The 13,469-nt window shown below is 38.6% G+C and carries 10 protein-coding genes; 4 read left to right on the forward strand and 6 right to left on the reverse strand.

Features of this window, described 5'->3' with window-relative positions:
* Window positions 1-198 precede the first annotated feature (198 nt).
* Window positions 199-915 (reverse strand): SIMPL domain-containing protein, encoded by a 717-nt coding sequence (locus I6F44_RS02680; protein WP_024590673.1) that lies wholly within the window; start codon window positions 913-915, stop codon window positions 199-201.
* A gap of 114 nt (window positions 916-1,029) precedes the next feature.
* On the opposite strand from I6F44_RS02680, the gene I6F44_RS02685 reads away from it, so the two are divergent.
* Window positions 1,030-3,699, forward strand: coding sequence for a bifunctional acetate--CoA ligase family protein/GNAT family N-acetyltransferase (locus tag I6F44_RS02685; protein ID WP_197118077.1), 2,670 nt, complete (start codon window positions 1,030-1,032; stop codon window positions 3,697-3,699).
* Entirely contained in the window at window positions 3,699-4,652 is a 954-nt protein-coding gene (locus tag I6F44_RS02690; protein WP_010553301.1) for an ion transporter, read from the forward strand. Before I6F44_RS02685 ends, I6F44_RS02690 begins: the two co-directional genes overlap by 1 nt.
* A gap of 16 nt (window positions 4,653-4,668) precedes the next feature.
* On the opposite strand, the gene I6F44_RS02695 is transcribed toward I6F44_RS02690, so the two are convergent.
* From I6F44_RS02695 to I6F44_RS02705, 3 genes are read right to left on the reverse strand one after another with little or no spacing between them, the layout of a single operon-like run.
* Window positions 4,669-9,171, reverse strand: a complete 4,503-nt coding sequence (locus I6F44_RS02695) for an EAL domain-containing protein (RefSeq protein ID WP_197173255.1) — start codon at window positions 9,169-9,171, stop codon at window positions 4,669-4,671.
* Between the two features lie 25 nt (window positions 9,172-9,196).
* Complete coding sequence (locus I6F44_RS02700) at window positions 9,197-9,598, reverse strand: GNAT family N-acetyltransferase (protein WP_197151651.1); 402 nt, start codon at window positions 9,596-9,598, stop codon at window positions 9,197-9,199.
* Between the two features lie 14 nt (window positions 9,599-9,612).
* Entirely contained in the window at window positions 9,613-9,816 is a 204-nt protein-coding gene (locus I6F44_RS02705; RefSeq protein ID WP_002962585.1) for a DUF3283 family protein, read from the reverse strand.
* 118 nt (window positions 9,817-9,934) lie between these two features.
* Here I6F44_RS02705 and I6F44_RS02710 point away from each other — a divergent pair, with 118 nt between their 5' ends.
* Window positions 9,935-10,633 (forward strand): substrate-binding periplasmic protein, encoded by a 699-nt coding sequence (locus I6F44_RS02710; protein WP_165722137.1) that lies wholly within the window; start codon window positions 9,935-9,937, stop codon window positions 10,631-10,633.
* On the opposite strand, the gene I6F44_RS02715 is transcribed toward I6F44_RS02710, so the two are convergent.
* Window positions 10,630-10,875 (reverse strand): DUF1289 domain-containing protein, encoded by a 246-nt coding sequence (locus tag I6F44_RS02715; protein WP_007586940.1) that lies wholly within the window; start codon window positions 10,873-10,875, stop codon window positions 10,630-10,632. The genes I6F44_RS02710 and I6F44_RS02715 overlap by 4 nt on opposite strands.
* A gap of 105 nt (window positions 10,876-10,980) precedes the next feature.
* Window positions 10,981-12,114, reverse strand: a complete 1,134-nt coding sequence (locus tag I6F44_RS02720; RefSeq protein ID WP_024590668.1) for a 1-acyl-sn-glycerol-3-phosphate acyltransferase — start codon at window positions 12,112-12,114, stop codon at window positions 10,981-10,983.
* A 386-nt stretch (window positions 12,115-12,500) separates the two neighbouring features.
* On the opposite strand from I6F44_RS02720, the gene I6F44_RS02725 reads away from it, so the two are divergent.
* Window positions 12,501-13,445 (forward strand): D-2-hydroxyacid dehydrogenase, encoded by a 945-nt coding sequence (locus I6F44_RS02725; RefSeq protein WP_197173256.1) that lies wholly within the window; start codon window positions 12,501-12,503, stop codon window positions 13,443-13,445.
* The last annotated feature ends 24 nt before the right edge of the window (window positions 13,446-13,469 follow it).

Below are 13,469 nucleotides of genomic sequence, written 5' to 3' on the forward strand. Positions count from 1 at the left end.
TAACAACCATTTGATCATGAATTGAGCTTCAACTCAATTTCTTAAGATCTTACCTATGACATGGATGTAGGTAAGGGGCGTGAGCAGGACGCGGAAGCTTTGCTCGGTTTTTACTTAGCCCGCTAGGTTACAAACCTCACGCCGCGATTAAATCGCCCCTAGATTGAACAAATTTTAATCCTGAAAGGTCAACAGGCCCTAGTCATTTAAATAATATTCAACACTGGTTACCACTCTTATATTTTTTATTTGCGGTGTGTTTGAATCTCGATTACTGATACTAAATTGCCCTTGGCGAGCTGTTTTTATTTTGCCTAATTTTGAATTAGAGTCTTTAGCAAATTTATTAGCGACTTCACGCGCTTTTTCAGTTGCTTCTTGCACCATCGCAGGTTTTACATCATTGAGGCCTGTAAAAATGTATTCAACTTTTGTTTCGTAGCTGTCTTGCACTATCGCGATATCTTGTTTAGCAAGCTGGCTTACTTTACTCAGCGCGTTTTGCACTTTATCTGGCGCATCAGAATAAACAATAATATTTGAACGCACTATGTATCTAAATTGCTGATTTTCATTACTGTATTCACGTGCTTGCTTATCAATAACTGACTGGCTGCCTATTGTTATTTCATCGTCGTCAAAACCATGGAGTTTTAAGAAAGCAGTTACAGCATCATTTTTTTTCTCAACTCGGCTGACTAATTTTTCAAGATTATTGTCGGCATCACTAAATTGCAGAGGCCAAATTACCGTATCGGCTATAACTTCTCGCTCGGCCAATCCCTTAACCTGCACAGTACGCTCCATCTCTTTTACACTGAGAGCTGTGCTCTTTAAAATAAACCCTAAGCTAATTAAGCCTATACTTAAACAAATAGCCGCTATAACAATGTAAAAACCGGGGGTTTTATTCACAATAATCTCCTTGATTGATATCAATAATAAGTATCTAGACGCTCGAAATAACACAGTAAACAGGGTACATTGAGACTATAAATAACGCAAAATTTAATCAGCCTAGGAAAAACCATGAGCCTTAAGCGCATTACCCAGTTTTTTAACCCAAGCTCAGTGGCCGTTATTGGTGCCTCTAATATATCAACTCGTGCTGGTTTTGTGGTTATGCGCAACTTACTTCAAGGCGGTTTTAAAGGGCCGATAATGCCCGTTACTCCAAGCCATAGCGCAGTACATGGCGTACTTGCTTACCCCTCTATTGCTGACTTACCAAAAGTACCCGACCTTGCTGTTATTTGTACTAACAAAAATACCTTAATTGATATTATTGAGCAGCTTGGAGAGCTTGGCTGTAAAACGGCTATTGTTATTGCAGATGGGCTTTCTGGAGAGCAAAAAAGCGCACTTAAAGCATGCGCTCAAGCCAAGCTGGTTACTTTGCTTGGACCCAATTGTTTGGGCTTGCTGATCCCTCATATTGGTTTAAATGCGAGCTTTTCACATACAGTAGCAAGCCCAGGTAAAATTGCATTTGTATCGCAATCAGCAGCAGTATGCTCAACCATTTTAGATTGGGCTAAAAACAAAGAAATTGGATTTTCATATTTTGTATCGGTAGGTGATTGCCTTGATATAAACTTTAATGAACTACTCGACTTTTTAGGTCGTGATGCTAAAACCAAAGCTATTTTACTCTACATTGATAACATTGAAGATATTCGTGGCTTTATATCAGCAGCAAGAGCTGCTGCCTTTAGTAAACCTGTAATTGCGATTAAAACAGGTAAAACAAGTGCAGGCGCACTTGCAGCCGAAATTCACACCGGCGGAAAGCAAAGCTCTGATGCTGTTTACGATGCGTTATTTCAACGAGCGGGTATGCTGCGCGTAAATGATTTACGAGAGCTATTTGCAGCGACACAAACACTCGCCATGCATCCAAAATTATTAAAAGTAGAGCAACTAACAATTTTAACTAATGGTGGCGGCCCGGGTGTTATGGCCGTTGATGAGCTAATTCAAAGCTCCGGTAAATTAGCCGAGTTGAGCGCTGAAACCCGAAATGCGCTAAATAAAGTAATTCCGCAATCAGAAACCACCTCAAACCCTGTGGATATTTTTGGCGACTCAGCACCTGCGCGTTATAAGCAAGCATTAGAAATTTTACTGCACGCAAAAGAAGTTAAAAACTTACTGATTATCCATACTCCCTCAGCGCTTGCGCCCAGCGAAGACTACGCCAACATTATTGTAGAAACCTTACAAACATTACCCAAAATGGCACGCCCTTACGTTATAACTAATTTTATGGGTGAAGACGCATCTTACGCCGCCAGAAAAGTGTGCTCAAACAACGCAATACCAACTTATAGAACACCAGAGGGTGCTGTTGGCGCGTTTATGCACTTGGTAACGTATCGCCGTAACCAAAAGCATTTAACGCAAACACCTGAGTCGAATACAGATGACGCAAAAATAAATAAAGTAGCAGCTAAAGCGCTTATTAATGAGTTTTTAGATGACGGACAAAGCTACTTACCTACCCATCAGGCAAGCCAAGTATTAAATCACTATGGTATTACATGCATTCAAACTGAGGTGGCTTACACCCCAACAGAAGCCAGAGAGCAAGCCATAGAACTTGGTTTTCCGGTCGCGTTAAAACTTATTAGCCCAAGTATTGCTTCAAAGTCTGAAGTAGGTGGTGTGGTGCTTAACTTAAACGACGCCAACGAGGTTGAACAAACCGCTTTTGCAATGCTTATCCGTATTAAAAACACTTATCCGGATGCTGTTATTGAAGGGTTTTCATTACAAAAAATGGCGCCGCGAGCAGGCGCAAATGAGCTGCGAATTGCGATTAAAACCGAGCCTAATTTTGGTCCTGTTATATTATTAGGTGAAGCAGGAACCGGCCTTGAATATGCGCAAGCCGCTGTTGCTCTGCCTCCACTAAATATGAACTTAGCAAAGTATTTAATTGCCGCAGCGCACGATAAAGGCGTACTAAAGGAGCGCATATTACCCGAAAAAGTTGATAAGTATCGTTTGTGTGCACTGCTAACGCGTATTTCTCAGTTAGTTATTGATCAACCTGACATAAGCTCAATGGAACTTAATCCTATACTTGCCAGTAATGGACAGTTTTTAGTACTCGATGCCACCATGACACTTAGCCGTTATCAAACTCAGAGCAATCGTAAGCGCTTATCTATTCGTCCCTACCCTATAGAACTTGTTGAAGTGGTAACACTTAAAAACAACACCCAAGCTACGCTCAGACCAATAAAGCCAGAAGATGAACAAGCTCATAAAGCATTTGACGAGTCACTTAATAAAGAAGACAGATATAAACGCTTTTTTGGCGAACTACCACAATTTAACCACGATCAACTCGCTAAAATGACGCAAATTGATTACGACCGTGAAATGGCGTTTATTGTTTGCCAACGCTTTGAAGGTAAAACTCGCACATTAGGTGTGTCTCGCGTCATTATGGACCCCGATAACCTGCATGCTGAGTTTGCCATTGTAGTACGCTCAGATTGCCAAGGTTTAGGGCTTGGTCGCATACTAATGAGTGCAGCAATTAACCACTGTAAACGTCAAGGTGTGGAATCGATTGAAGGCATAACCTTACCAGAGAATACAGGGATGATTGAGCTTGCCCGTAAGTTAGGTTTTAAAATTAGTCGCGACTTTGAAGAAGGCAGTATTAACATGGTACTTAAACTTAAATAATGAATGAACCACACACTTTAAGACAAAAAATGGCTTGCCTGTTTGAAGGCACAGGCCAGTACCATCGAGCGGGACATATTCTTGATATTGCGCTCATTAGCTTAATAATGATTAACGTTGTAGCCATTGTTATTGAATCAATCCCAAGTGTGGCAGAGCAGTATTACAACGAATTCTTAGTTTTAGAAATTGTCTCGGTCGCTATTTTTGCTATTGAGTACTTAGCCAGGCTTTGGGCTTGCGTAGATAAAACACAATATGCAGCAATGGAAGGGTCTCATACCAAACGTCGGCTTCGCTATTTTTTCTCACCTTTGGCAATTGTTGATTTAATTGCGATTTTACCAAGCTTAATGATGTTTTTATTTCCTCTCGATTTACGTTTTTTACGCGTGCTCCGACTATTAAGGGTATTTAAACTCACTCGCTACTCACGCGCCATGCAGCTACTTTTAAAAGCCTTTAACGATGAAGGTAGTTCATTAATGGCTGCTTTTTTTATTATGGCCGTCGTGCTTATTTTAGCTTCATGCGGAATTTACTTAATTGAGCACGACATACAACCCGATAAATTTGGCTCTATTCCTGCGGCTATGTGGTGGGCAATGGCAACACTAACAACCGTTGGTTATGGCGATGTAGTACCTATAACGCCATTGGGTAAGTTTTTCGGCGGGGTTATTACACTACTGAGCATGGGAATGGTTGCAATACCTACCGGTTTACTGGCGTCTAGTTTTTCAGAACAAATACGTAAACGCCGCCAATTTTTTGAAGATGCCGTACATGAACAAATTCAAGATGGCACTCTTAATGATACTCAACAAGAACACCTAGAAGAACTACGCTATAAATTAGGCTTGAGTAAACTAGAAGCTAATAAGGCCATTAAAACGCAGTTGAATGAGCATAATAGCCATTTGTTTTGCAGGCACTGCGGTAAAAGGCCTTAAATAAGTACTGCTATTATTAATTAAATATATCACTCCAATTGCGATTAATAAGCGGGAGTACTTCGGTATTAGGTACCGGTTTACTAAATAAGTACCCTTGAAAATGCATGCATCCTCGCGCCTTTAAAAAGGCGAGTTGGTGCGAGCTTTCTACGCCTTCAGCTACACATTCTTTACCTAAACTATCCGCAAGCGCGAGTATTGATTGAATAATAGCTTCATCGTCAGAATCTATGCCTATGTCTTGTACAAAGCTTCTATCTATTTTTAATACATCAATAGGAAAACGCTTTAAATAAGTAAGCGATGCGTAACCCGTACCAAAATCATCCATATACAATCTACAGCCCAACTTTTTAAGTTGTTCCATGCTGTGTAGCGCTTCTTTTGAATCACGCATTAATATTGATTCGGTTATTTCAAAAACAATTGCCTCAGACGATACTCCTGAATTACTTAACGCTTTTTTAATTTCAGGAACAAGGTCTTTAAACTCAAAATCAAGAGCCGATAAATTAATAGATAAATACAGGCTAGGTGAGGCTTTTCGCCACTCTTTTAGCTCTAATAAAGCGCGCGCAAAAGTCTGCAGCATAATTTTTGTAATTAGGCCTATACCTTCTGCTGCCACCGAAAACTCTTGAGTTTGCACAAGCTTATTTTCAGGCCAACGCAGCAGTACTTCAAAGCCTTCTGTTTTTTGACTTTCAGCGTTAATGATAGGCTGGTAGTAATTACAAAATTCTTCTTCTTGATACGCTTTAGTTAGCTGAGACTCAAGATGCAACGCTCTTTGAACATGCTGATTCATCTCTTGCTTATAAAACTGATAACGCCCCTCTAAAGAGTCTTTTGCATGATATAACGCTATGCTCGCAGCTTTTAAAAGCGCAGAGCCTTGCTGTGCATCATCTGGTGATATAGACACACCAATACTTAAATTAACGTTTACAACTTGGCCATTAATCGTAATATTTTGATTCACACAATCCATCAACTTAGTGCATATAATGAGTACTTGTTCGATTTGCTGAATATCTTCCACCAGTACTACAAATTCATCGCCACCAAATCGAGCAACACTATCAGATGGACGCAAGGAGCATTTTAAACGCTCAGCAACTTCTTTAATTAGCTCATCAGCAACTGCATGCCCCAAAGAGTCATTAAAGTATTTAAAACGCTTAATATTTATATGTAATAAAGCAACTTTACATTCGTGAAATTTTGCTTGCTCAAGGGCGTGTTCAACGCGGTCATTAAATAATGTACGATTTGGCAACCCTGTTAAGGCATCGTAGTTGGCCAATAAGTGCAGCTCGTTTTCGGCTGATTTTTGTGCGTTTATATCGGTTAAAATAACGACATAGCTATTAAGGCGCTGTTCGTTATCGGCCACTGCACTTATTTTCACAAGTACATGGCGTGGCTCACCACTTGCTAAAACTACACTGTCTTCACACGAAAAGTGCTCTCCAATAGATAGCTTTTGCATTATGCGTAAATAATCAAAACGATTGCTGCGCGATATACCTAAATTTAATGCTCGACTAGATAACGACTCAGCAGAGAAGTTAAAGGCGGTTTGCAGTGATTTATTAGAAGCCCGAATATTTAAATTTTTATCGAGGATAAATACCCAATCACGTGTTTGCTCAAATGCTGCCGTAAATAGTAAAGCGTGTTCTTCAAACACCATCTCACGGGTCATATTTGTGTAGGTACCCGCTACTTTTTGTGGCGTTTTATCATCCCACTCAACGACTTTTCCAAAATCCTTATACCAGCGCCAATAGCCTTTTGCATGGCGCAGGCGGTAGGTGCAATTAAAGTAACCTTTATCGGTAGATAAAAACTCAAGCCACTCTAAGCGAAATAGCTGTTTGTCTTGCGGATGAATTTTAGATAAATATTCATCAAGGCTCACGGTTTCATTTTCGTAGCCTAACTCACTCGCTAAGCGAGGTTGGTAAATACTTGGATTGCTTGATTCCCAATCCCAAACACCCGATTCGCTGCCTTCAAGCGCTAGTTTTAAACGCGCTTCGCTTTCTTTACTTTCTTTATTTGCTGCCAATAAAATACGCTGAATTTTATTACGGCGCATAACCCACATGGCAATAAAGCCAATAAACAGCATGCCGTAAAGCACCATAAAATAAGGTGCACGCCAAAGTGGATACTTTACTTTTATTTTTAAAATAGCAGGCGAGGTATATTCGCCAGTCAGGGGGTCTTTAGCCCAAACTTTTAATTGATAATTACCTGGATTCAATTTTGGAAACAATACACGGTTGTTATTTCGGGTATAACTTTTTTGTCCGTTATCGAGTTGATACTCATAAATGATGCGTTCTTGATTACTAAATGCCATGGCCGAAAATGCAACTTCAAGCCCAATATCATCATGGTTTAACACAACCTCGTTGAGCGGTTGTTTTAGATCAAGCGATAAATCTCGTGACATTAAATCAACTCGCGTAATATTTACGTGATCAATAAGCGACTGATAGTTTTGGTTTTCCATTGGATGAAAATAAGTAAAACCTTTTAAGCTACCATACGCAATATGGCCATCTTTGAGCTGTGCCATGGCGTTGCTATTAAACTCAGCAGAGAGTAGCCCTTCTGATGTAGAAAATTGCTGAAAATGAAGTGTTTCTGGGTTTAATCGCCAAATGCCTTTATGGCTACTCATCCAGATCATGCCATCATCATCTAGCACCATATCGTATAGTAGAGTGCCTAATTTATTCCTCTCTAAATCGATTGTATGAACTAATTGATAGGTAGATGCGTCAAGGCCTATTAAGCCGAAATTAGAAAGTGATATCCACAATATATTGTTGTTATCAATTAAGTAAGAAAGCACACTAATGGCTACGTTTTCATGCTGTTTTGGCACTTTATAAATCATTTTAAGTGCTAAATCACTTGGGTTTACTTGGTATAAAATACCGGCATTAAAAAATAATGGTGAATCTGGTTTATTGCTCAGCGCAGGTAAAAAACCATGAGCTAAAAAGGGTTCAAATTGATCAAACTGGCCACCCAAACGCGTTATTACTTGAGAATCTATATTGTATATAAATACCCCATGATCTGAGTGCACAAAGTATAGGTCGCCATTTGGCATTAATGTAACGCCATGTACCCTACCGGTAATTAACTCCTGATTAGCAGGGTTATGTACTTTAGGTTCGCTAACTTGATGCGTTACAGGGTCAAAAATAAACAAACCACGATTTGTATAAAGCCATAAATTATTTTTATAAGGCGTTATTTCATATACGGTAAACTCAGTGGTGAGTAAGTCGACTTTGTAATCTTTTAAATAAGCTTTACCAATATTTGTTTTTAAATCAACCTCGGTAATACCGTTATGCGTTGCAAGCCAAAGTTTGTCTTTATATTCGGTAATCCCCCAGATAGAGTGATGCGATAAACCATCCCCCCCGAGCAAAGTGCCATCGACATTATTAAAGTGATAGCTGTCATGAGATAAGTAAAACGCACCGTCGGTTTTAGTCGCAACCCACGTACCACCCGATTTATCTTTTGCCATATCAATAATACTGGTATCGGCAAGTGTGTACTTACTTTGGGCTATTCGAGTGTTTTTAATCATCTCCCCGGTGTTTAAATCAAATTTAAACAAGCCTTTGTCGGTAGCTAAATCTATTGTTCCGTGTTCGTTTACTATGCTCCACACATTTAAATCGCTTAGTATTACCTTGCTTTCAAAAGGTAAATCTGGGCGTTCAAACATTTTTGATAAGTTACTAATATCAACTTCGTATAAGCCTTGTACCGCCCCTACTAACAACTGTTTATTTTCACCTAATGCGAAAGACTTAACATTATTTTGGTAAATATGCTCAGCTTCACCTTTTAAATGCTGCAGGGGTCTAACTTGCTCTGTGGCAATATCAAATACGTATGCGCCATGGCTTGTACCTATAAATATATAACCATTGTAAGCAAACAGCTTTCTCACAAGAGTATTTTTATATTTAGCAGGCAGCTCAAAAATAGTTGTTATTTTTCCGGTTGCGATATCAAGCTTTGCAAAATCGCGGCCTCGCCCAATCCAAAGTGTTTTTTTATCAACGGCCACCATACTAAACACAGACTGATTGATAATCTCTTCTTCACTGGTAGGTTTTTCTAGGAATTGCTGATATGAATCTGTTACGGGGTCGTACCTAAATAGGCCTGCAAGTAACGAGGCAATCCAAATGTGCCCTTGAGGGTCTTGGTAAATACGATCAATGATCGCTTCTTCTAATTCACCATTAGGGCCGTTTATTGGAATAACTTGATAGCCATCATAACGATTAAGCCCAGCCTCAGTAGAAAGCCAAAGGTAACCATTAGTGTCGATAAGCATTGTATTAACGTAGCTTTGCGATAAGCCTTCGCTTGGAGATAAACGTTTTACTTGTGCGCCTACTTGGCAACTTAGGATAGTTATTAAAACTACAAAGCAACTAATGATCCCATTAACGCATTTACTCATGCTTATTCCATATTATTATTTATTATTATGGGTACTCTAGAGCGACTATATTTCGATGTTTGTAAGTATCAAAAAGTACTTGTAAAGCAAGAGTATATGTTAACACCTGGTTAAAACCAATAGCACAATATAAATCAACTACGTTTTTATATGCGAAGGTATTAATCACCTTATCTTGCGACTTTAAGAGTGTTGATAATAGCTGTTTAGCAACACCTTTACCGCGATGTTCCAGCGCAACAAACACGGTAGATAAAAATAAGAACTCTGTTTTATCTTGCAACCTACATGCTGCAACTATTTCATTATTATAGTAAGTAACCCATACCTTATCTTGTTTATTAGCCCGCCCTCTTACATTATGTTTTTTATAAAATTTATTAACGAGTGGAACTTTTAGCCCATCCAGCAACTCAACTATATACATTTTTATATCAACACTTAGCTAAGCATTAGCGCTAAATACTGCTCAAATTTTTGCTTCAAAACCATTTGTTCAGCCATTGGACGGCTATGGATTGTATTATAAACTTGCTCTCTCGTTTTTTTATTTCGCTTAATTTGATACGCCCAAAAAGACGCTTCATAATCTAACTGAATTTGGTATTTTTCTTCACGTGGCAATAGGCATAAATTAAAACTCACAATACTTCCTCATTCGCTTTTAAAATTATTTGATTAACCCCGAAACTGGGCAAGAGGTAATCTCCTTGTTATTATACGCGTCTTATTTTATTTATTTCTGTAGTAATTGGAACTGATAATGAATAGACATTTTAGTATCTTGTTATTATTGGTAAATTTATTTTTTAGTGCCTCTTGTTTTAGTCATCAATACAACCTCACTTTTAATCGTCCGCAAAGTACACCACAAGCTGATTATGCCTTAGAGTTATTAAAGTTAGCATACGCAGATATCGGTTTTAAAATACATATAATCGATTTTAGTCACCAAAATGCTTTGCTAGCTGCAAATAATGGCGTACTTGATGGGCAGTTAGGAAGAGATGCAAGCGTTGAAAAAAATTACGAAAACTTAATTAGGGTCGATTATGAGCTCTTTAAGTTTGACTTAGTATTGTATAAAAACTGTTTACCTAGCAGTTTAGAACAGCTCGATAGCGTCGCAATTGTTGATGGCTACCCTGTCCAAGAACATTATTTAGCAAGCACACAGTTTGCAGGGAATATTATTAAAGTTAAAAGCATGAATACCCAACTTAATTTGCTTGCTCAGAAAAAAGTACAGGGAGCTTTAATGATTAACTTTATAATGCAAAACAATGAGCTACCTTCACCTCAAGGTTGCTTTGTAAAAGAAGTGCTGAATACTTATCCGCTTTATCATTATTTAAATAAGCGTAATGAAAACTTGGTAGAAAAGCTTAAAATGTCATTAATTAACTTAACTAACAATGGCACTGTGTACGCACTAAGAGCCAAGTATGGATTAAGCTTTTAAAAGTCGAACCCTTGCTGCTGCGCCTGTGTGCTTGGCACTGCATTTTGCTGCTTTTTTTGAAGATAACGTTTGTAGCGCTGCTGGCACAAACTAAGCACCTTCTTTTTTTGGTCGTTAGTTAAGGTATTCCACGAAAAGCGTTCATCCCGACTACGATAACACCCTTTGCAATACCCTCTGTTATTAACTAAGCAAATACTCTTGCAAGGACTTGGAATATCAAATATTTCAATTTGTTGCATGCATAAGTACCGCCCAGTTGAAGAGGAGGTATTAGTATAGCGTTATTTTTGAGCAAAAAAAAAGCAGCAATTTAATTGCTGCTTAATTTCATTGAGCTGTGAGTATTAATGTTCACAGCTATTAGTATTTATCTCTGTTTTACGGTGAAATGGCTTAGCGTACATAGCTAGCACTAATGGTTTTAACTCTTCAGGTACACAAGCTAAACGTTGTTCAAATGTCGCTGTATCAGGAGAGTCTATTACCGCATCTTTACAACCACCAGCGATGTAATTGCCTGGGTGTAAATAAAACGAATCAACAATTTGCCTATCAATTGTTTTAGCAAGCTCTTCAGCACTATCACATTTAGATTCAATTGGTTGCCCAAATGCTAAATGCACGTGCCCTTTAGCAGTACTAAAGCCTTCAACAATGCTCGCAATATCTTCACCAGCCGATTTAACGTACTCACCATGGTGTTGCTTGTGGTAAAGCTCTTTGGCTTTAGCAATTGCACACGGCTCATATTGATAAGAAATAGAAACAGGCACTATTTTTAACTCTTTAATATAATCGCCAAACTCTTTCTTTTGTTTACGCCCATTTAATTGCAGCATTTTTAAAAGCGCAGGATCAGTTTGATCAAAACCGTCTTTTGCACGCCCTTCTTTTTGCGCAATCCAAATAGAATTTCCACCGACCACAGAATCGTAAATGTATGACGATAATTGAGTCAGTGCTTTTAACATCTCTTTTGGTGCTTTAGCAGAGCGCTTAACTATAAAGCTTTTATTTAGACGCATAAGCTCAGTAATGTAAGGTATTTGCAATAAATTATCGCCAATAGCAATACGCACTGTTTTCATTTTATGTTGGTATAAACCCCAGTTAACTAATGCAGGATCAAGCACTATGTCTCTGTGGTTTGAAATAAATAAATAGGCCTGGTTAGCATCTAACTGTTCTAACCCAGAAAAGGTAACTTTTGATGTGGTGCGCTTCACTAGTTTATCTAAGTATTGTGCCACTTCATTTTGCACATCTTCAACGGTGCTTACTTTGCCCCATTTTTTGCGTAACTGACTTCTTACCATTGGACGCGCAATAAAAGGCACTGCCGATAAAAAGCGCGGTAAATTATACTTTGCTATTACATCAATAAACGCATCATCGTTAATTAAACGTGTAAGCGACGCCGCAACTTCGTCGTCGTTGTATGGGCGTATATCTGCGTATTTATCTTCTAATTCACTCATTACTACATCTACAATGTTAAAAAACGGTACGCCAAAGCGCACCGTTTATGTCTATATCCGATTATAACTCAGCCAATCTAAAATGCGAAATAACCAAAAAAGCGATTTTATTTTTAGCAACTTGCTTTAAAGCCGAGTTTAATTACCTTCTATGACCATGAGCTTGCTCAAAAGTGCAAAAATCTGATCAGTCTAGCAAAATACCATGTTCTCAATCTGCTAGTGGGCAGACCACTAATACAAAGCCCTCTAATCATTTGGTAGTAATACCATTAACAAAGCCTTTCTTTCGTAGTACCTTAAGCTCGTATTTTAGATTTTTGATGGATCGTAGGCATCTTTTTACGATTTTAACTCTTTCAGATCCACTTATTTTAGGGCTCATAATGAACATTACTATTCTTGATAACGCAACGTTAGCTAAAACGTCTCTTACTGGTATTGAACAACTTGGTAAATTAACGACTTATGAACTTACTAGCCCAGAGCAAGTTATTGAACATTGCCAAGGTGCTGATGTATTAATCACTAATAAAGCCGTTTTAAATCGCGACACTATTAGCAAACTTATACAGCTTAAATTAATTTGTGTAAGTGCAACTGGTACTAATAATGTTGATCTAGAAGCCGCTAAAGAATTTGGTATTGCCGTAACTAATGTAGCTGGCTATTCAACACCTTCTGTTGTTCAACATACGTTTTCTTTAATTACTAACTTACTGGGTAACACCCACCGCTATCAGGCGGATTGCCAGCAAGGCGCGTGGCAAAAAAGTGAAATGTTTTGCATACTCGATTACAGCTTTAACGACTTACAAGGTAAAACATTTGCCATTATAGGCGGTGGTACGCTAGGTAAAGGCGTTGCTAAAGTGGCTGAGGCATTTGGCGCAAATGTTATTGTTGCAGAGCGCAAAGGTGTTAAATGTCGCGACGGTCGTACGCCTTTTGAAGACGTCATTAAAACAGCCGATATAATCAGCGTACACTGCCCTCTAACAGATGAAACACGTGATTTAATTGCACTTAATGAGCTTAAAATGATGAAGCCAAGTGCTATAATTATTAATACAGCACGTGGTGGAATTATTAACGAATCCGACTTAGCTACAGCGCTTGAGCAAAACCTAATTGCTGGAGCCGGTGTTGATGTACTAACTAAAGAACCTGCTGAGCTTTCAAACCCACTTGCTAATTACAAAGGTAATAACCTTTTACTTACTCCACATATAGCATGGGCAAGCACCGAATCTATTGTGCGTTTAATTAATGAAGTAAGTTTAAATATTGCTGCATTTAATAAAGGCGAATCACGCAACCGCTTGGTGTAGTGATTTTATTGTAGTAATCAAATA

This window comes from Pseudoalteromonas sp. NZS11_1, from assembly GCF_015864275.1.
GTDB lineage: Bacteria > Pseudomonadota > Gammaproteobacteria > Enterobacterales > Alteromonadaceae > Pseudoalteromonas > Pseudoalteromonas arctica.